The 18,445-nt window shown below is 65.0% G+C and carries 20 protein-coding genes and 1 tRNA gene; 15 read left to right on the top strand and 6 right to left on the bottom strand.

What is annotated here, in order from left to right; all coding sequences use genetic code 11:
* Positions 1-6: 6 nt before the first annotated feature.
* On the bottom strand, positions 7-1,317 hold the full coding sequence (gene purB / locus ASE49_RS10190) for an adenylosuccinate lyase (protein WP_056771461.1): 1,311 nt from the start codon (positions 1,315-1,317) through the stop codon (positions 7-9).
* 76 nt (positions 1,318-1,393) lie between these two features.
* A complete protein-coding gene (gene radC, locus ASE49_RS10185) occupies positions 1,394-2,131 on the bottom strand; it encodes a RadC family protein (protein ID WP_056772320.1) in 738 nt (245 codons plus the stop codon).
* 54 nt (positions 2,132-2,185) lie between these two features.
* Here radC and ASE49_RS10180 point away from each other — a divergent pair, with 54 nt between their 5' ends.
* From ASE49_RS10180 to ASE49_RS10135, 10 genes are all read left to right on the top strand, one after another.
* The gene (locus ASE49_RS10180; RefSeq protein ID WP_056772317.1) at positions 2,186-5,401 is read left to right on the top strand and encodes an intermembrane phospholipid transport protein YdbH family protein; all 3,216 of its coding nucleotides are present in this window, start codon (positions 2,186-2,188) and stop codon (positions 5,399-5,401) included.
* A gap of 35 nt (positions 5,402-5,436) precedes the next feature.
* Positions 5,437-5,694, top strand: a complete 258-nt coding sequence (locus ASE49_RS10175; RefSeq protein WP_056771458.1) for a YnbE family lipoprotein — start codon at positions 5,437-5,439, stop codon at positions 5,692-5,694.
* Positions 5,694-6,074 (top strand): YdbL family protein, encoded by a 381-nt coding sequence (locus ASE49_RS10170; protein WP_056771456.1) that lies wholly within the window; start codon positions 5,694-5,696, stop codon positions 6,072-6,074. Before ASE49_RS10175 ends, ASE49_RS10170 begins: the two co-directional genes overlap by 1 nt.
* A gap of 210 nt (positions 6,075-6,284) precedes the next feature.
* On the top strand, positions 6,285-6,605 hold the full coding sequence (locus tag ASE49_RS10165; protein ID WP_056771454.1) for an AtpZ/AtpI family protein: 321 nt from the start codon (positions 6,285-6,287) through the stop codon (positions 6,603-6,605).
* Positions 6,606-6,662: 57 nt separating this feature from the next.
* Complete coding sequence (locus ASE49_RS10160) at positions 6,663-7,445, top strand: F0F1 ATP synthase subunit A (RefSeq protein ID WP_056771450.1); 783 nt, start codon at positions 6,663-6,665, stop codon at positions 7,443-7,445.
* A 40-nt stretch (positions 7,446-7,485) separates the two neighbouring features.
* A complete protein-coding gene (locus tag ASE49_RS10155) occupies positions 7,486-7,710 on the top strand; it encodes a F0F1 ATP synthase subunit C (RefSeq protein ID WP_007678253.1) in 225 nt (74 codons plus the stop codon).
* A 107-nt stretch (positions 7,711-7,817) separates the two neighbouring features.
* The gene (locus ASE49_RS10150; RefSeq protein ID WP_056771444.1) at positions 7,818-8,312 is read left to right on the top strand and encodes a F0F1 ATP synthase subunit B family protein; all 495 of its coding nucleotides are present in this window, start codon (positions 7,818-7,820) and stop codon (positions 8,310-8,312) included.
* Entirely contained in the window at positions 8,305-8,889 is a 585-nt protein-coding gene (locus tag ASE49_RS10145; RefSeq protein ID WP_082456396.1) for a F0F1 ATP synthase subunit B family protein, read from the top strand. The genes ASE49_RS10150 and ASE49_RS10145 overlap by 8 nt, the downstream gene beginning before the upstream one ends.
* Positions 8,890-9,030: 141 nt before the next feature.
* Positions 9,031-9,216 carry a hypothetical protein gene (locus ASE49_RS10140; RefSeq protein ID WP_056771442.1) on the top strand — a complete coding sequence of 62 codons (186 nt, stop codon included), beginning with the start codon at positions 9,031-9,033 and terminating at the stop codon, positions 9,214-9,216.
* Between the two features lie 95 nt (positions 9,217-9,311).
* On the top strand, positions 9,312-10,160 hold the full coding sequence (locus tag ASE49_RS10135) for a hypothetical protein (protein WP_235522931.1): 849 nt from the start codon (positions 9,312-9,314) through the stop codon (positions 10,158-10,160).
* 43 nt (positions 10,161-10,203) lie between these two features.
* On the opposite strand, the gene gloB is transcribed toward ASE49_RS10135, so the two are convergent.
* The 4 genes from gloB to aroA form a co-directional block, all read right to left on the bottom strand.
* Positions 10,204-10,965 (bottom strand): hydroxyacylglutathione hydrolase, encoded by a 762-nt coding sequence (gloB, locus tag ASE49_RS10130; protein ID WP_056771434.1) that lies wholly within the window; start codon positions 10,963-10,965, stop codon positions 10,204-10,206.
* 137 nt (positions 10,966-11,102) lie between these two features.
* A complete protein-coding gene (rpsA, locus tag ASE49_RS10125) occupies positions 11,103-12,824 on the bottom strand; it encodes a 30S ribosomal protein S1 (protein ID WP_056771431.1) in 1,722 nt (573 codons plus the stop codon).
* Positions 12,825-13,059: 235 nt separating this feature from the next.
* Positions 13,060-13,680 carry a (d)CMP kinase gene (locus tag ASE49_RS10120; RefSeq protein ID WP_056771429.1) on the bottom strand — a complete coding sequence of 207 codons (621 nt, stop codon included), beginning with the start codon at positions 13,678-13,680 and terminating at the stop codon, positions 13,060-13,062.
* Positions 13,677-14,993 carry a 3-phosphoshikimate 1-carboxyvinyltransferase gene (gene aroA / locus ASE49_RS10115; RefSeq protein WP_056772308.1) on the bottom strand — a complete coding sequence of 439 codons (1,317 nt, stop codon included), beginning with the start codon at positions 14,991-14,993 and terminating at the stop codon, positions 13,677-13,679. Before aroA ends, ASE49_RS10120 begins: the two co-directional genes overlap by 4 nt.
* Before the next feature lie 236 nt (positions 14,994-15,229).
* Here aroA and ASE49_RS10110 point away from each other — a divergent pair, with 236 nt between their 5' ends.
* The 5 genes from ASE49_RS10110 (at position 15,230) to rimM (ending at position 18,439) form a co-directional block, all read left to right on the top strand.
* A complete protein-coding gene (locus ASE49_RS10110; protein WP_056771426.1) occupies positions 15,230-15,550 on the top strand; it encodes a TIGR02300 family protein in 321 nt (106 codons plus the stop codon).
* Between the two features lie 168 nt (positions 15,551-15,718).
* Positions 15,719-15,794, top strand: a tRNA-Ala gene (locus ASE49_RS10105).
* 174 nt (positions 15,795-15,968) lie between these two features.
* Positions 15,969-17,432: a signal recognition particle protein gene (gene ffh, locus ASE49_RS10100; protein WP_056771423.1), complete on the top strand. Its 1,464-nt coding sequence runs from the start codon at positions 15,969-15,971 to the stop codon at positions 17,430-17,432.
* Between the two features lie 38 nt (positions 17,433-17,470).
* Positions 17,471-17,908 (top strand): 30S ribosomal protein S16, encoded by a 438-nt coding sequence (gene rpsP / locus ASE49_RS10095; protein ID WP_056771420.1) that lies wholly within the window; start codon positions 17,471-17,473, stop codon positions 17,906-17,908.
* Between the two features lie 3 nt (positions 17,909-17,911).
* Positions 17,912-18,439 (top strand): ribosome maturation factor RimM, encoded by a 528-nt coding sequence (gene rimM, locus ASE49_RS10090; protein WP_056771417.1) that lies wholly within the window; start codon positions 17,912-17,914, stop codon positions 18,437-18,439.
* Positions 18,440-18,445 lie beyond the last annotated feature (6 nt).

Here is an 18,445-nt window from a genome sequence, read left to right as displayed (position 1 = left end):
AGCGTTTCAGCCAAAAACGCGCGCGAAGATCGTGTCCACGTGCTTGAAGTGATAGTCGAGGTTGAACTTGTCCCCGATCACTGCGGCGGGCAGCGCGGCGGATACTTCGGGATCGGCCTTGAGCAATTCGAGCAGCGAAAGTTCGCCGTCCGATTCCCACACCTTCATCGCGTTGCGCTGGACCAGACGGTAGCTTTCATCGCGCGACAGGCCGGCCTGGGTCAGCGCCAGCAGCACCCGCTGCGAATGAACCAGCCCGCCCATGCGGTCGAGGTTCTTCTGCATGCGGGCAGGGTAGATCAGCAGTTTGTCGATCACCCCGGTGAGCCGCGCTAGCGCGAAATCCAGGGTGATGGTGGCGTCCGGGCCGATGAAGCGCTCAACCGAAGAGTGGGAAATGTCCCGCTCGTGCCACAGCGCCACATTCTCCATCGCCGGTACTACTGCGGAGCGCACGACGCGGGCCAGGCCGGTGAGATTTTCGGTCAGCACCGGGTTGCGCTTGTGCGGCATGGCCGACGAACCCTTCTGGCCGGGCGAGAAGTATTCCTCCGCTTCCAGCACTTCGGTGCGTTGCAGGTGGCGCACCTCGATCGCCAGCCGCTCGATAGCGCTGGCGATCACGCCCAGCACCGCGAAGAACATGGCGTGCCGATCGCGCGGGATGACCTGCGTGGAAACCGGCTCCACCGCCAGACCCAGCTTGTCCGCCACGTATTGCTCCACCGCCGGGTCGGTATTGGCGAACGTGCCCACCGCGCCCGAAATCGCGCACGTGGCCACGTCCTCGCGTGCGGCGACCAGGCGCTTGCGGCAGCGTTCGAACTCGGCATAGGCCTGCGCCAGCTTGAGGCCGAAGGTCACCGGCTCGGCGTGGATGCCGTGGCTGCGCCCGATGGTGGGGGTATATTTGTGCTCCTGCGCGCGGCGTTCGAGCGCGGCGAGCAGCGCGTCGAGGTCTGCCAGCAGGATGTCGGCCGCCTTCACCAGCTGGACGTTGAGCGTGGTGTCCAGCACGTCGGAGCTGGTCATGCCCTGGTGCATGAAGCGCGCTTCCGGGCCCACCTGCTGCGCCACCCAATCGAGAAACGCGATGACATCGTGCTTGGTCACCGCCTCGATCGCGTCGATCGCGGCCACGTCGATGCGCGGGTTGGTGGCCCACCAGTCCCACAAGGCCTTGCCCGCGCTTGGCGGCACGGTGCCCATTTCGCCCATCTTCACAGCGGCATGGGCCTCGATCTCAAACCAGATGCGATAGCGCGCTTCGGGTTCCCAGATCGCGGTCATCGCGGGGCGGGCGTAGCGGGGGACCATGTTCGACTCCTGTGGCTGCGCCGGTGCCGCTAGGGGGCGGGGGCGCGAAAGGCAAGGCCGGGCATGTTGCGCGCCGTCAGATCAGGCCCTTGGCCTTCAGCGAGACATGGCCTTCGCGCCCGATCACCAGATGGTCGTGGACGCTGACGCCCAGCAGGCGGCCCGCCTCGGCGATGCGGTTGGTGATGTCGATATCGGCGCGGCTGGGCTGGGGCGAGCCGGACGGATGGTTGTGCACCAGGATCAGCGCGGTGGCGCCAAGGTCCAGCGCGCGGCGGATAACCTCGCGCGGATGGATCGCGGCTTCGTCGATCGAACCTTCGCCCACCAGATCGTCAAGGATCAGCATGTTGCGCGCGTTGAGATACAGCACGCGCACGCGCTCCACGGTAAGGTGCGCCATGTCTATCGTCAGGTAATCGATCAGCGCCTGCCATGAACCGATCACCGGCGCCTCGCGCACTTGCTGCCGGGCCATGCGGGTGGCCGCCACCGTGACGATGCGCAGCGCCGCCGCGCTGGCCTCGCCCATGCCGGGGTGCGCGGCGAGGGTGCGGGCGTCGGTTTGCAAAACCCCGGCCAGCGACCCGAACCGCTGGATCAGGGTGCGGGCCAGCGGCTTCATGTCACGGCGGGGAACCGCCTGCATCAGCAGCAGTTCGATCACCTCATGGTCGCCCAGCGCCTCCGCGCCGCCATCCAGCAACCGCTGGCGCAGGCGGGCGCGATGGCCGCTGGGGTCGGTCCCGGCGGGGGATTCGCGCGGCGGCACCGGGGCGCCGGGTTCGTCGAAAAGGGGGGGCTGGTGTGACATGGTGGTGATCAAGCAATTGCCTTTCCGCCGCGTCCAGCGCAAGTGAAGGATCGCATGTCGCAGGAACAGGACCTTTTCCCGGAGACCCGTGGGGCCGCGACCGGGACAATCCCGCGGCGTCGCCGCTGGCGCTGGCCGGTCGTGGCCGTGCTGGCGCTGCTGGTGGCCGCACTGGTCGCGCTGTGGCTGGCGCGCGTCGATATCGCCGAAGACGTGATTGCGGGGCAGCTTGAGGCGCAGGGCCTCAAGGGGCGTTACGAGATCGTCAGCATCGGCCCGGCAGAACAGGTGATCCGCAATCTATCGATCGGCGATCCGGCGCGCCCGGACCTGACCGTGCAGGAAGTGCGCGTCGCCACGCGGCTATCGTGGGGATGGCCGGGCATCGGGCGGATCACTCTGGTGAAACCCCGGCTTTACGGGACATACAACGGCGGCGTGGTCAGCTTTGGCAGTCTCGACAAGGCGCTGTTTTCCGGCAAGGGCGGGCCCTTCCAGATGCCCGACCTGGATCTTGCGATCGAGGACGGGCGCGCGCTGATCGACAGCGACCATGGTCGCGTGGGCGTGAAGCTTGAGGGCACTGGCGCTTTGCGTGGCGGCTTCTCCGGCCACCTGGCTGCGGTAGCTCCCACCGTGCAGGCTGGCGGATGCCAGACCGGGCGCACCACGATCTACGCCGCCCTGACGACCGCATCTGCCCGCCCGCGCTTTACCGGGCCGGTGCGCATGATGGACTTGTCATGCCCGGCGCGCGGCTTTGCGCTGGCGCAGGCCGGCGTGCAGATCGACGCTACCCTGGACGAGGCGCTGGACGGCGCCGCCGGCACGCTCGGTTTCCGGGCCGCAGGCGCGCGCTACGGTGCGCAGCGGCTGGCAGCGGCAAGCGGCAGTACGCGCTTCACGTATCGCAAGCAGGCGCTTAACGCCACGTACCGCATCGCCGGTGAAAAGTTGACAAGCCCGCAAGCGCGCATCGACCATATCGTTTTCGATGGCCGCGCCCGCTCGTCGCAAGGCTTTGCGCATCTCGATGTGGAGGGCGATCTTAGCGGGAAGGGCATTGGCATTGGCAGCACGGTGGACCGGGCGCTGGCGTCAGCCGAAAAGGCAGGCGTGGGAACCCTGGCTGCCCCCATCGCCTCGCGCATCCGCCAGGCGCTTGCGCTTGAGATGCAGGGCAGCACGCTCGATGCCAGCCTGATCGCCCGCACCACGCCCGATGGTTTCAGCGTGGTGATGCCGCGCGGATCGCTGCGCGGCGGCAGCGGCGAGGCGCTGGTGGCGCTGTCGCGCGTGCAGGCGCTGCTGGGCAAGGGTCCGCCACGCGTCACCGGCAATTTCAGCACCGGCGGAAAGGACTTGCCGCAGGTCTGGGGCCGGATGGAAACGGGCGCGGACCGGCATCTGGCCCTGCGCGTGTCGATGGCGGACTACCGCGCCGGCGATGCCAGCATCGGTGTGCCCCGGCTGGCGCTGATCCAGGACCGGCAAGGCGCGCTGGGCTTTACGGGTCAGGTTTTACTTAGCGGCGCGCTGCCCGGCGGCGCGGGGCGCAACGTGCTGATCCCGCTCGACGGGCGCTGGGCCGCCGATGACACGCTGGCGGTGTGGGCCAAGTGCACGCCGGTGTCCTTCGATGCCCTGCGGTTTTCCAGCCTGACGATAGACCGGCGCACCCTCACCATTTGCCCCGCGCGTGGTGGCGCGATCCTGCAAGGCCGACCCTACGCGTTGCACATCGCTGCCGGGGCGCCGTCGCTCGATGTGTCCGGCCGTCTGGGCCAGACCCCGATTCGCGTGTCCAGCGGTCCGCTGGGCTTCGCGCTCGGCGGATCGCAGCCCGGCGTGCTCAAGGCTGGCGGCGTGAAAGTCGCGCTCGGCCCTGAGCGAACCGCGTCGCATTTCACCCTCAGCCGCATCGATGCGCGGCTTGGTCGGGACATTGCCGGCACGTTCCAGGATGCCGACGTGCGGCTGGCCGCGGTGCCCCTCGATATACTGCAGGCCGCCGGGCAATGGCGCTATGCCGGCGGCGTCGCTTCGATTGCGGACGCGCATTTCACGCTGGCGGACCGTCAGCCGGTGCCCCGCTTCCAACCGCTGGTCGCCCGCGATGCCACGCTGCGGCTCGTCGCCAACCGCATAACCGCGCAGGCCCTGCTGCGTGAGCCGACCAGCGACCGCGCCATCGTGAATGCCGATATCCTCCACGACCTTTCCAGCGCCGCCGGCCATGCCGACCTGACGGTGAGTGCCATCGCGTTTGACGACAAGCTGCAGCCAGCCGCCTTGTCCAGCCTTGTGCTGGGCGTGGTGTCCGATCTCAAGGGTGCGGTGCGGGGGACGGGGCGGATCGAGTGGGACGCGCGCGGGGTGACCAGCCACGGGCGTTTCGCCAGTGACGGGCTGGACTTTGCCGCCGCGTTCGGTCCGTTGAAGGGGCTATCGGGCGAAATCGTCTTCACCGACCTGCTGGGCATGGTCACCGCGCCGCGGCAGAGAGTGCATATCGCCTCCATCAACCCCGGCATCGAGGTGACCGATGGCACGCTGACCTATCAGCTGGAACCGGGCTACGAACTCCAGATCGCCGGGGCGAAATGGCCGTTCATGGAAGGAACCCTGACGCTGGACCCGGCGCGCATGCGCATCGGCGTGGCGGAAACGCGCCATTACACCTTGCGGGTAGCTGGGTTGAACGCGGCCACCTTCGTCCAGCGGCTGCAAACCGCCAACATCAGCGCCACCGGCATCTTCGATGGCGTTGTGCCGATGGTGTTCGACCAGAACGGTGGCCGCATCGAAGCGGGGTATCTGGCTTCGCGCGATCCGGGCGGCAGCGTGTCCTACGTGGGGGAACTGACGTACAAGGACTTGTCGGCGATGGGCAATTTCGCTTTCGACGCACTGAAATCCCTAAATTACAAACACATGGAGATCGCGCTGAACGGGTCGCTTTCGGGTGAGATACTGACGCGCATCGCCTTCGACGGACTGAGTCAGGGCAAGGGCGCGAGCCGCAATTTCATCACCCGGCAGATCGCCCGGCTGCCAATCCGTTTCATTGTCAACATCAAGGCGCCGTTCTTCGGCCTGTTCGGCTCGGTGCGCTCGCTCTACGATCCCAGTTACGTCACCGATCCGCGCGTGCTGGGCTTGCTTGACGCCCAGGGCCAGCGCACGCCGAACCTGCCTGACGTGATGGTCAATCCCGCGCCGCCTCCATCCACCGACATTCAGCCTCCAGTCAGCGAGAAAGTGCCATGACGTTCTGTGAATTGACCGGAAGACCATCGCTAGCAATGATTCCCGCCAACGACAGTGCCGGCGTGATCGTGCAGCGCGGTGGTTCAAGGTCCGGCAGGCGCGCCGTATGCGCCGCAAAGGTTTCTGCGATGCTGGTGATCTGCTCAGCGTTCGGGATTTCTGGGTGCATTCAGGTTGCTGCACCGGACAAGCCGATCGTGATCGAGCTGAACATCAACATCCGGCAGGAAGTCGTTTATCGTCTTGCCGCCGATGCGGCCAAGACGGTGGAAAAGAACGAGGGCATATTCTGATGCGAAAGTTTCCAATGGCCGTCAGCGGCTTGGCCGCGATCCTGCTGGTTGCCGGCGCGCCTGCGGCTTATGCGCAGCGCAGTCCGGAATACGCCGCCGCGCGCAGCACCGGCAAAGTGGGCGAACAGCGCGATGGGTATCTCGGCGTCGTGGGCAATCAGAGCGCCGACATCGCGGCGATGGTGCGTGATATCAACAACAAGCGCCGCTCGGTTTATACCGGTGCCGCAGCTGGCAAGAGCACGATCGAGGAATTTGCCTTCACCACCGGGTGCAAGCTGATCCGCGATACCCAGCCGGGCGAGAAATATCAGGGCCTTGATGGCTCGTGGAAAACACGGGGCCCCGGCGCGCCTGAACTCGATCCACGCTGCCCCTGACGCGGGTGTTGGGGTGCCGCAGGCGTCCTGCCTTTTCATGCGCTTGACGGTAATTGGGGTGCCAAGTTCGCCTTGTTGATCAACGGTCCGTAGGGCGTGGCGGGCGTGCGATGGTTGACTCGGGAAAAGCCCCACCCTAAGGGGGCGGCGCTCTTGGCGGGTAGCTGTCGTGCGTGTTGTGTGTTCCTGTCAGAACGAGAGGAACGCAACATGACCGACGAGCCGTCCGCACGAGACCCTGTTGGTGAGGATGCGCGCATCGAATCGCTCGACGAAAGGCTGAAGGCCCTTCGTGCGCGTGAGGAAGGTCGCAGCCAGCCGAAAGCGGGAAAGGAAACCGACGCGAGTTATCGCCTCGGCAACCGGGTGCTTTCGGAATTGCTGGGCGGGGTCGCGGGCGGTCTGTTCCTGGGATGGCTTATCGGCCATTTCAGCGGATACATGGCCTTGAGCCTGATGGTGATGCTGTTCGTGGGAATAGGCGTCGCCTTCAGAAACATTATTCGAATTACGAGCCAGCGGCCCGACTGACCCGATACGTGCGGGGAAGGGGGCGCTCATGGTTCAACAGGCGACAGGGGTAATCGCGTGGCAACCGAAGCGAAGCTCGATCCGATGCACCAGTTCCAGCTCGAAAAGCTGGCGGGCGCGGACTGGAACATTGCTGGTTACAATATCGCTTTCACCAACAGCGCGTTGTGGATGGCCATCGCCACGATTGCGTTGATCGTGTTCGTCGCTGGCGGCATGAAGCGCGCCGTGGTGCCCGGTCGCTGGCAGATGGCGGTGGAAACCTTCACCGGCTTCATCGACGGTATGCTGGCCGCCAACGTGGGCAAGAACGGCAAGAAGTACGTTCCGTACATTTTCTCGCTGTTCATGTTCATCCTGTTTGCGAACTTCCTAGGCCTGATGCCGCTGGGCGTGGTGGGCGTTCATGCCTTCACGTTCACCAGCCACTTTTCGGCCACCGGCGTGCTGGCGATCCTGTCTTTCGCGATCGTTCTGATCGTTGGCTTTTCCAAGCATGGCCTGCATTTCTTCTCGCTCTTCGTGCCGCACGGCACGCCGGTGGCGATGATCCCGATCATCTTCGTGGTCGAGCTGATCTCGTTCCTGGTGCGCCCCTTCAGCCTCGGCCTGCGACTGTTCGTGGCGATGATGGCCGGGCACGTGTTGCTGGAAGTGCTGTCCAGCTTCGTGATCAGCGGCGGCAATAACGGACCCGTGATGTTCGTGATCGCCGGCGTTCCCAGCTTCGTGCTGATGATCGGCATCTGCGCGCTGGAACTGCTGGTCGCCGGTATCCAGGCTTACGTTTTCGCTCTTCTCACTTGCGTCTATCTCAACGACGCCGAGAACCTACACTGATCCTTATCGTCACCTAGATTTACCAAAGGGAGTTTTTGAAATGGACGCAGAAGCTGCAAAGATGCTTGGAGCCGGTTTTGCTGCAATCGGCGCGGGCCTCGCTTCGATCGGCGTGGGCAACGTCTTCGCGAAGTTCCTCGAAGGCGCGTTGCGCAACCCGGGCGCCGCTGACGCCCAGCAGGGTCGCCTGTTCATCGGCTTTGCCGGTGCGGAGCTTCTCGGCCTGCTGTCGTTCGTCATTGCCGCGCTGCTGATCTTCGCCTGATCGCACGCGTTTGACCGGACCCGCCCCGGCTGCCCGAACCTTTGGTCGGGCGTCCGGGGCAATCCGGTCACACAATTTCCCGGCTTCCTCGAGACAGGGCTGAACCCATGCCTCAGATTGCTCAGCTAGGCGAGTTCTACGCAAGCCAGATATTCTGGCTGCTCGTCTTCTTCGGCATCACGTTTTTCGTCGTTGGACGCGGCATGGTGCCCAAGGTCATGGACACTGTGGCCAGTCGCGACAACCAGATCGCCACTGACCTCAAGGCAGCCGAAGCCGCGCGCGCGCAAGCCGATGCGGAAGAAGCCGCCTGGCGTGCCCGTGAAAACGCCAACCGGGCGCAGGCGCATGGCTTCATCGCCGACGCGCGCGCCAAGGCCGCTGCCGCCACCGCCGAACGCATCGCCGGTACGCAGGCGCGTCTCGACGCCGAAATTGCCGCTGCGGAAACCCGCATTGCGCAGGCCCGTCGCAATGCCGCCGCCGAGATCGAGGATGTCGCAACGGACGCAACGCGCGACATTCTGAGCCGGGTCGCAGGCCTGTCGCTTGACGACACGGCGGTGCGTGGCGCTGTTAAGGAGAACCTGGTCCATGGCTGACACCGACGCCGCCGTCGCCCACGGCCTTGACCACGAAGGTGCCGAAGTGAGCGGCGCTGAAGCCCACACCGCCAGCACCGAGCATCACGCCGAGCCGCTGTTCCTCGGCTTCGCACCGCCAGTTGCGATCGTCAGCACCTCGATGATCGTGCTTCTGGCGATCCTGGCCTGGAAGGGTGTGCCCAAGCTGGTCACCGGTGGTCTCGACGCCAAGATCGCCGAGATCAAGACGCAGCTAGCCGAAGCCAAAGCCCTGCGCGCGGAAGCCGAAGCCCTGCGCAAGGAATACGCGGACAAGATCGCTGGCGCCGAGAAGGACGCCGTGTCGATGCTGGAGCATGCTCGCCACGAGGCTGAGGCGATCGTCGCCAAGGCGGAGAAGGACACCGCCGAAGCGATCGCCAGGCGTGAGAAGATGGCGCAGCAAAAGATCGCCGCCGCCGAACTCACCGCCGTCACCAGCCTGCGCAATCAGGCCGCCGCTGCCGCTGCCGCTGCGGCCACGCACCTGATTTCGGCCAACCACTCTGCCGATGCGGACAAGGTGCTCGTCGATCAGGCCATCGCCGGGATCTGACCCGCTTCCCACGTTCGCGCGACGTGTACCAAACAGCCCTCGTCCCTGCGACGGGGGCTGTTCGTTTTTGTATCGCCGCGACACTTTGACAAACGCTGGCGAGCGCTTAGGCTGGTCTTCCATAACAAGGAGAGGCGAGGCATGTTCGTGAAATTCACCGGAGCCGACCGCACTGCAACCGCCGTTAACGCCGCGCAGGTCACCTTCATTTCGCAAGTGACCGAAGGCACCCGCATCCGCTTCGGCGAAGGTCGTTCCGTAACCGTGATCGAACCGCTGGAAGAAGTGATGGAGCGGCTGAACTACACGCTCTATCCGGAAAAGTAGCGGCTACGTATGATAAGGCGGCGTGCGTAGATTTATCCGATTGACTGGGGCCGGAAAAAGTTGATGGATTGCCACGTAGGCTGCCGGGGGGCAGTTTGAGCGGGGCAATTTCAATGAAAATGGTATCTGTTGTTTGCGTCGGCTTCGCCGCGCTTTGTTTGTCGACCCCCACTGTCGCCAAGCCACTGGACAAGGCGTCCGTGCTGCAATTGACTGGCATGGGCCTTGGCGATGATGCGGTTGTCGCCAAGATCCAATCGGACAAGGTGGATTTCGACGTGTCCACCGACGACATGGTCGCGTTCAAGAAGCAGGGTCTGTCTTCGCCAGTGATTGCGGCTTTGATTACGAATCGCTACGTCGCGCGGGTTGAATCCTCGCTGGTGTCGCCAGATCCCGCAGTTCCGCACCCTGCCGGCTTCTATGCATTGCAAACCGACGGTGACCCACGCATGCAACGGATGGAACCGACGGTAACCAACCAAGCGAAGACGGGTGGTATTCTCGGTTATGCGTTGACCGGCGGCATCGCGTCGATGAGCGTCAAGGCGGCGGTTCAGAACGAAACCTCCAAAGTGCCCGTATCCGCCCAGCCGCGGTTCTATTTCTTCTCGGCCGAATCCAACGGCGATCAGGCCGGCGCATGGGCCAGCGGCACCAACACCACGGTCTCGTCACCCGCCGAATTGACGCTGGTTCGTTTGACCGCCAAATCCGGCCGCCGCGAAGCGCGGGTTGGCAGCATGAATATCGGCGGTGCCAAAACTGGCGTGATGGATAAGGACCGGATCGCGTTCAACCACACGCAGGTTCGCCCCGGTGTTTTTGTGGTGGAGCCCGTCGCGGCGCTTCCGGCGGGTGAGTATGGGTTCATCTACTCGTTGGCGGGTGGTGGCGCAGGCGGTGCGATGACCGCGCGCATCTTCGATTTTACGGTTCGCTGATCCGACTATGGGCCGAACCCGAGTTGCGGTCCGGCCCATCGCTTCAAAACCCGTCTTTGGCGCTTCTGAGCGCAGCGAATGTCGCCACGGGATCGCCGGTAGCGGCCCAGCGCGCCTGCATCTGCGGATCGTCCGCGCGCAGGAACGGGTTGGTGGCCAGTTCGCGTTCAAGCTTGGTGGGCACGGTGGGCAGGCCCTTGTCACGCCGCTGTGTGATCTCCTGCGCGTAGGCGGTCAATTCCTCGTTGTCAGGGTCGGCGTGCAGCGCGAAGCGGGCGTTCGCGGCGGTATATTCGTGCGCGCAGTAGATCATCGTTTCGCCCGGTAGCGCCTTGAGCCGCTGGAGCGAGCCCCAGAATTGATCTGGCGTGCCTTCGAACATACGCCCGCAGCCCAGCGCGAACAGCGAATCGCCCACGAATGCCATGGACGCGCCGGCAAGGTGGTAGGCGATGTGGCCCATTGTGTGGCCGCCGACATCCAATACCACAGCCTGCCGATCACCGATGGTGACGATATCGCCGTGCCGCGCTTCGCAATCGACGCCTTCGATCTTCGCAGCATCGCCGGCGGGCGCCGTCACCCGGCATCCGGTGATCGCCTTGATCGCCGCGTTGCCGCCCGCATGGTCAGGGTGCCAGTGGGTGTTCCAGATCTGCGTGATCTGCCAGCCCTTGCGCGATGCCTGCCGCAGATATTCGTCCGCATCTGGCGTATCGATGCACACCGTCTCGCCGCTATCGGTATCGTGCAGCAGGAAGCCGTAATTGTCAGACAGGCAGGGGAACTGGTGGACTTCGAGCATGCGGACCTCTCCTTGACGGCCTGAATGTAGGCGTTCGCTCGCCATCCTGAAAGGCTGGCGGCAAAGCAAAAGCCCGCCCGGATCGCTCCGGACGGGCTTTGCATTTTCGCTAGGCCGGGATCAGCCTGAAAGGGCTCTTACGAGCGGCCCTTCAGTGCCTCGCCCAGGATGTCGCCGAGCGATGCGCCCGAATCGGACGAACCGTACTGCTCCACCGCTTCCTTCTCTTCGGCCAGCTGGCGGGCCTTGACGGAGAAGTTGGGCTTCTTCGAACGGTCGAAGCCGGTAACCATCGCATCGAGCTTCTGGCCGACCTGGAAACGGTCGGGACGCTGCTCGTCACGATCGCGGCCAAGGTCCGAACGCTTGATGAAGCCGGTCGCGCCATCGTCGCCAGCCTGGACTTCCAGACCGCCGTCGCGCACTTCGAGCACGGTTACGGTGGTAACCTGGCCACGACGCAGGCCGCCTTCGCCGCCGGCTGCTGCCGCGGCAACGCCGCCCGCTGCCGGAGCGCCACGCTCAAGCTGCTTCATGCCAAGGCTGATGCGCTCCTTCTCGACGTCGACATCGAGAACCACGGCCGAGACTTCCTCGCCCTTGCGGTGCAGCGCCAGCGCGTCTTCACCGGAGATGCCCCAGGCGATGTCGGACATGTGGACCATGCCGTCCACGTCGCCATCGAGGCCGATGAACAGACCGAACTCGGTCGCGTTCTTGACTTCGCCTTCGACCTGGCTGCCGACGGGGTGCTTCTCTGCGAAGGCTTCCCACGGGTTCTGCTGGGCCTGCTTGAGACCGAGCGAGATGCGGCGCTTGTCCGAATCCACTTCGAGGACGACCACTTCGACTTCCTGCGAGGTCGAGACGATCTTGCCGGGGTGGACGTTCTTCTTGGTCCAGGACATTTCGGAAACGTGGACAAGGCCCTCGATCCCGGCTTCCAGTTCCACGAAGGCGCCGTATTCGGTGATGTTGGTGACAACGCCCGACAGCTTGGCGCCGACCGGGTACTTGACCATCGCGCCTTCCCACGGATCGCTTTCCAGCTGCTTCATGCCGAGGCTGATGCGCTGGGTTTCCGAGTTGATGCGGATGATCTGCACCTTCACGGTATCGCCGATGGCGATGACTTCGCTGGGGTGGTTGACGCGCTTGTAGCTCATGTCGGTGACGTGGAGCAGGCCATCGATGCCGCCCAGATCAACGAACGCACCGTAGTCGGTGATGTTCTTGACGACGCCGTCGATCACCTGACCTTCGGTCAGCTTGTCGATCAGTTCGCTGCGCTGTTCGGCGCGGGTTTCTTCCAGGACGGCACGGCGCGACACGACGATGTTGCCACGACGACGGTCCATCTTGAGGATCTGGAAGGGCTGCGGCACGTCCATCAGCGGGGTGACATCGCGCACGGGGCGGATATCGACCTGCGAGCCCGGGAGGAACGCCACGGCGCCGTCGAGGTCAACGGTAAAGCCGCCCTTGACGCGGCCGAAGATCACGCCTTCCACGCGCTTGCCTTCGCCGAACTCGCTCTCAAGCTTGTCCCAGGCGGCTTCGCGGCGGGCGCGGTCGCGCGACAGCATCGCTTCGCCGTCAGCGTTCTCGACGCGGTCGACATAGACTTCGACTTCGTCGCCGACCTTCAGGCCGTGGTCGTCGTCGCCACGCGCGAATTCGCGCAAGGACACGCGGCCTTCGCTCTTGAGGCCAACGTCGATGACGGCCTTGTCGTTTTCAATTGCGGTGATTGTGCCCTTGACCACGCGGCCTTCGAAGCCGTCGTCGGCGGCGCCGCCGAACTGGTCGTCGAGCATTTTCGCGAAATCGTCGCGAGTCGGATTGGCAACAGATGCCATGTAAGACGTATCCTTCGTTCGTTTTTTCCGGCCTGGCGGTTGTATCCGCCGGTCTTTTCTCCGCCCGATCCGCACCATGCGAAAAGGCGGGCCAAAGGGCCGAACTGCCGCGGCGGCCGTATGCCGGTCGCGGCGTCCTTTCAGCCGTGGCTGTCAGGACTGGCGGCCGATACGCCTGAAGGGCCTTAAACGCAAGGGAATTGGGCGACGGGGGCTCGCACGCGAACGGTCTGGTTTACGCGTTCCGTGCGTCGACCAGGGCGATGGCGGCGGCGATCGCGCCGTCACGGTTGAGCGCCGAAGTATCCAGCACCACGGCGCCTTCGGCCACGACCAGCGGCGCGTCCTTGCGGGCGGCGTCGCGCGCGTCGCGCGCGGCGAGGTCGGCGGTGATGGCATCAAGGGTAATGGCGCGGCCCTGCGCCTGCATTTCCGCATAGCGACGCTGCGCGCGTGCAGCCGTACTGGCGGTGACGAACAGCTTCACGTCAGCGTCAGGCGCGATCACGCTGGCGATATCGCGCCCGTCCAGCACCGCGCCGCCGGGCTGTGTGGCGAAGGCGCGCTGGCGTTCGTACAGCGCGCGGCGCACGGCAGGATGGACCGAGACGCGGCTGGCAAGCCCGCCGCTCGCTTCCGAGCGCAGTTCGGGGTCGGCCAGCAGGGCTTCGGGGAACGCGCAGGCGGCGAGCGCGGCCACCGGATCGTCCGGGTCGCCGCCGTCCAGCAGGCACTGGCGACCGACGGCGCGATAGAGCAGCCCGGTATCGAGGTGTGGCAGGCCGTAATGCGCGGCCAGCGCCTTGGCGATGGTGCCTTTGCCCGAGGCGGTCGGCCCGTCGACGGCGATGATCATGGGTTAAGGCCTTCCAGCAGCGCCTCGAACATCGGGAAGCTGGTGGCGATGGGGCGGGTGTCGTCCACTTCCACGCCGGCGCGGCTGGCGAGGCCGGCGATGGCCATCGCCATGGCGATGCGGTGGTCCAGGTGCGTTGCGATCGGCGCGTGCGTGCCGGGCAGCGGATCGCCGCCGGTGCCGGTGATGACCAGACCATCCGCCCGCTCTTCGACGTGCGCACCCGCCGCGCTCAGCGCCGCTGCCATAACCGCGATGCGGTCCGATTCCTTGACGCGCAACTCGTCCAGCCCGCTGGTTGTGGTGATGCCCTGCGCCAGCGCAGCAGCCACGAACAGCGCCGGAAACTCGTCTACCATGCTGGGCACAATCGCCGGATCGACATCGATCCCCGTCAGCACGGAATGGCGCACCATCAGGTCGGCGACCGGCTCGCCGCCCACCTCGCGCCGGTTCACTTCCTCGATCGAGCCGCCCATCTGGCGCAACACCTCGACGATGCCGGAGCGGGTTGGGTTGAGGCCCACGTTTTCGATCAGCACTTCGCTGCCCGGCACCACCAGCGCGGCGACGATGAAGAATGCAGCGGACGAGGGGTCGCCCGGCACCTCGATGACCTGGGGCTGCAATTCCGCCTCGCCACGAATGGAAATGACGCGCGCGCCGTCATCGTCGATGGCGACGGAGATGTCTGCGCCAAACCCGCGGAGCATGCGCTCGGAATGATCGCGCGTGGGCACCGGCTCGATCACCGTGGTGATGCCCGGCGTGTTAAGGCCGGCGAGCAGGATCGCGCTTTTCACCTGCGCCGAAGCCATTGGCAGACGGTAGCGGATCGGCACCGCAGGCGACGCGCCCTTGAGGATCAGCGGCAGGCGGGCGCCGTCACTGGCCTCGAAGCTGGCTCCCATGGTTGATAGGGGATCGATGACCCTACCCATCGGCCGCTTCGAAAGCGAGGCGTCGCCCACGAACGTGGCGGTGATCGGATGGCTGGCGACAAGGCCCATCAGCAGGCGCGTGGAGGTGCCCGAATTGCCCATGTCCAGCGCGGTTTCGGGCTGGAGCAGCGCGCCCACGCCAACGCCGTGCACCGACCATGCGCCATCGCCCGTGCGCTCCACTTGCGCGCCCATGCTGCGCATCGCGGCGGCGGTGGCCAGCACGTCCTCGCCTTCGAGCAGCCCCGTTACGCGCGTCTCCCCCACCGCCAGCGCGCCCAGCATGATCGAGCGGTGGCTGATCGACTTGTCGCCCGGCACCCGGATTCGCCCTTTGAGCGGCCCGGCAGGCAAAAAGCGGCGCGCGCGCATGGTGTCGGTATCGTGGCTCACGGCGAAAGGCTCTTTTCGATGGGACGTGGACAGGAGGTTGGGGGCGGTAAAACCGGGCGGCTTTTGACAGCGCGGGCCGGCTATGGCAAGGCGCGCGCCCTGATACGGTTCGCGTGCTTTGTCCTGTCACGCTTGATTTAACACGCGGGCCTTACCATCAAGACACGCTATTCATGCGCCTGCTCCATTGGGGAGGGGCAACACGAGGACTTTTCATGGCCAAGCCTGAATGGGGCGCCAAGCACGGCTGCCCGAAATGCGGCACCCGTTTCTATGATCTGGGCCGGGATAACCCCGTCCACTGCATCGAGTGCGGCAACGAATGGACGCCTGAGCCGGTGCTCAAGTCCAAGCAGCCGATTCCGTATGAGGAAGTGCAGAAGAAGGAAGTCGTCGAGACGGCTGACACGGATCTCGCCGAAGAGGATCTGGACATCGACGAGGATGGCGATTCGCCGGACAACGACGTTGACCTTGGCGGTGACGACGATCTGGGCATCGGCGCGGCCGACGACGATCACGAGCACGACACGTAATGGATGCGGGCGCCGGTTTTCGAAAACGCCGGCGCCCCTCAAATTTCCTCTTGCCAACATTTCAGGCCGTCCCTAGAGGGCGACCTCCCGAGCGGGGCCGCTTTTACCGGCGGCCAGATGCAAGGGAAACGGGCTGCCCCTCCCAGGGGTCGGTTCGCTGAAATGGACGGGGCCTTAGCTCAGCTGGGAGAGCGCCTGCATGGCATGCAGGAGGTCAGCGGTTCGATCCCGCTAGGCTCCACCATTTCGATATTGCAGTTTCGCATGATTGCGATCCGCGCTGGCTGACGAGGTTTCGTCCGCCGGCGTTTTTCGCATATAGTCGTGCACGCCGGTCCGCGAGGTTTCGCGCACCGGCGTTTTTGGCGTTTCGTATGGCCAGGCCTGATCAGCCCGGCCAAAGATGGAGTGAGCAGCCATGTTCGACAGCCTTTCAGATCGCCTTGGCGGTGTGTTCGACAAGCTGCGTGGGCGCGGTGCGCTCAAGGAGCAGGACGTTCTGGATGCCATGCGCGAAGTGCGCATCGCATTGCTGGAAGCCGACGTGGCGCTGCCCGTCGTGCGCCGCTTCATCGATCAGGTTACCGAAAAAGCCATTGGCCACAACGTCCTGCGCTCGGTCACGCCGGGCCAGCAGGTCGTCAAGATCGTCAACGACGCGCTGGTCGAGACGCTGGGCGGCGAAGACACCCCCGGCCTCGATCTGGAAGCGGTGCCGCCGATCGTCATCATGATGGTCGGCCTGCAGGGGTCGGGCAAGACCACCAGCACGGCCAAGATCGCCAAGCTGCTGAAGGAAAAGCAGGGCAAGAAGGTGATGATGGCCTCGCTGGACGTCAATCGTCCCGCGGCGCAGGAACAGCTTCAGGTGCTCGGCACCCAGGTCGGCGTGGCGACGCTGCCGATTATCGCCGGCCAGCAGCCCACGGAAATCGCCACCCGTGCCATGCAGGCCGCGCGCCTGCAGGCGGTGGACGTGCTGCTGCTAGACACTGCCGGACGGCTTCACGTCGACCAGCAGCTGATGGACGAGATGAAGGCGGTCGCCGCCATCTCCACCCCGCGCGAAACGCTGCTGGTGGTCGATTCGCTGACCGGTCAGGATGCGGTGAACGTGGCGCAGTCGTTCGCCGGGCAGGTGGACCTGACCGGCGTCGTGCTCACCCGGATGGACGGCGATGCGCGCGGTGGTGCGGCGCTTTCCATGCGCGCGGTCACCGGAAAGCCGATCAAGTTCGCCGGCACCGGCGAAAAGATGGACGCGCTCGAAGTCTTCCATCCCACCCGCGTGGCCAACCGTATCCTGGGCATGGGCGACATCGTCTCGATGGTCGAACGCGCCGCCGAAGCGGTGAAGGTCGAGGACGCCGAGGCGCTCGCCAAGCGCATGGAGCAGGGCAAGTTCGACATGAACGACTTGCGGATGCAGCTCAAGCAGATGCAGTCGATGGGCGGGCTGGGGATGCTGGCGGGCATGATGCCGGGTATGAAAAAGGCCAAGGCCGCGATGCAGGCGTCCGGCATGGACGACCGGGTGCTGCTGCGCATGGACGCGATCATCGGATCGATGACGCCCAAGGAACGCGGCAACCCGGCGCTGCTCAACGCCAAGCGCAAGATCCGCGTCGCCAACGGGTCGGGTACGCAAGTGCAGGACGTGAACAAACTCCTGAAAATGCATCAGGAAATGTCCAAGGCCATGAAGCAGATCAAGAAGATGGGCGGCATGAAGGGCCTTGCCGCACTGTTCGGCAAGGGTGGTCTGGATGCCGCGATGCCGGGACTTGGCGGGCAGGGCCTTGGCGGCGGCGCCGGCGGGCTCGGTGGCCTGATGGGCGGCGGCAGCGGCGGTCCGGATCTCAGCAAGTTTCTCAAGAAGTAATCGCAAGTTTTCGATAAATCACAGAAAGGTACATTCACATGGCAGTTTCCATTCGTCTTTCGCGCGGCGGTGCCAAGAAGCGCCCGTACTACAAGATCGTCATCGCCAACGCGACCGCGCCGCGTGACGGCAAGTATCTGGAGCAGGTCGGCACCTACAACCCGATCCTCGCCAAGGATGACGAGAACCGCGTGCGCCTGATCGAAGATCGCGTGCGTTACTGGCTGGGCGTTGGCGCGCAGCCGACCGACCGCGTTGCCCGCCTGCTCGACAAGGCCGGCATTAAGGAGCGCGCTGCCACCACCAACCCAAACAAGGCCGAGCCTGGCAAGAAGGCCAAGGACCGCGCTGAGGAAAAGGCCGACAAGCAGCGCGAAGCTGAAGAAGCTGCCGCTGCCGCTGCAGCCGCTGCTGCCGCTCCCGCCGAGGAAGCGCCTGCGGAAGAAGCTGCGACCGAGGAATCGACCGAGGCATAAGCCTTGGCCCAACTCGGTCAGAACAAGGCCGGTGAGGATCGCCCCGTCACGCTTGCCGCCGTCACCGGCGCGCACGGCGTGACGGGCGATGTCCGCCTCAAGCTGTTTGGAGAAGGTGTGGCGGCGCTCAAGCGCTACCGCACCTTCAACGATTCCAGCCTGACGGTCACCAAGCTGCGCGATGACGGCAAGGGCGGCGCGATCGCCCGCTTCGCCGAGGTTAACGACCGGACGGCAGCCGAAAAGCTGCGCGGCACCGCGCTCACCGTCGCCCGCTCGGAAATGCCGGCGCTGGAAGACGGCGAGTATTATCACGCCGACCTCGTCGGCCTGCCAGTCGTGTCCGACACTGGCGAGGCTGTGGGCACATGCGTGGCGGTGGACAATTTCGGTGCCGGCGACGTGATCGAGATCGAACGCCTGGCAGACGCTGATGGCAAGACCAGTCGCTTCATGGTGCCGATGAACCCCATCGCGGTGCCGCAATGGGATGACGTGCGGATCGTGATTGCCCCCGGTTTCGTGCAGTAGCTTTGC

It is taken from the genome of Novosphingobium sp. Leaf2, assembly GCF_001421325.1.
In the GTDB taxonomy this organism is placed as follows: Bacteria; Pseudomonadota; Alphaproteobacteria; order Sphingomonadales; family Sphingomonadaceae; genus Novosphingobium.
This window is presented reverse-complemented; position numbering and strand designations above follow the sequence as displayed.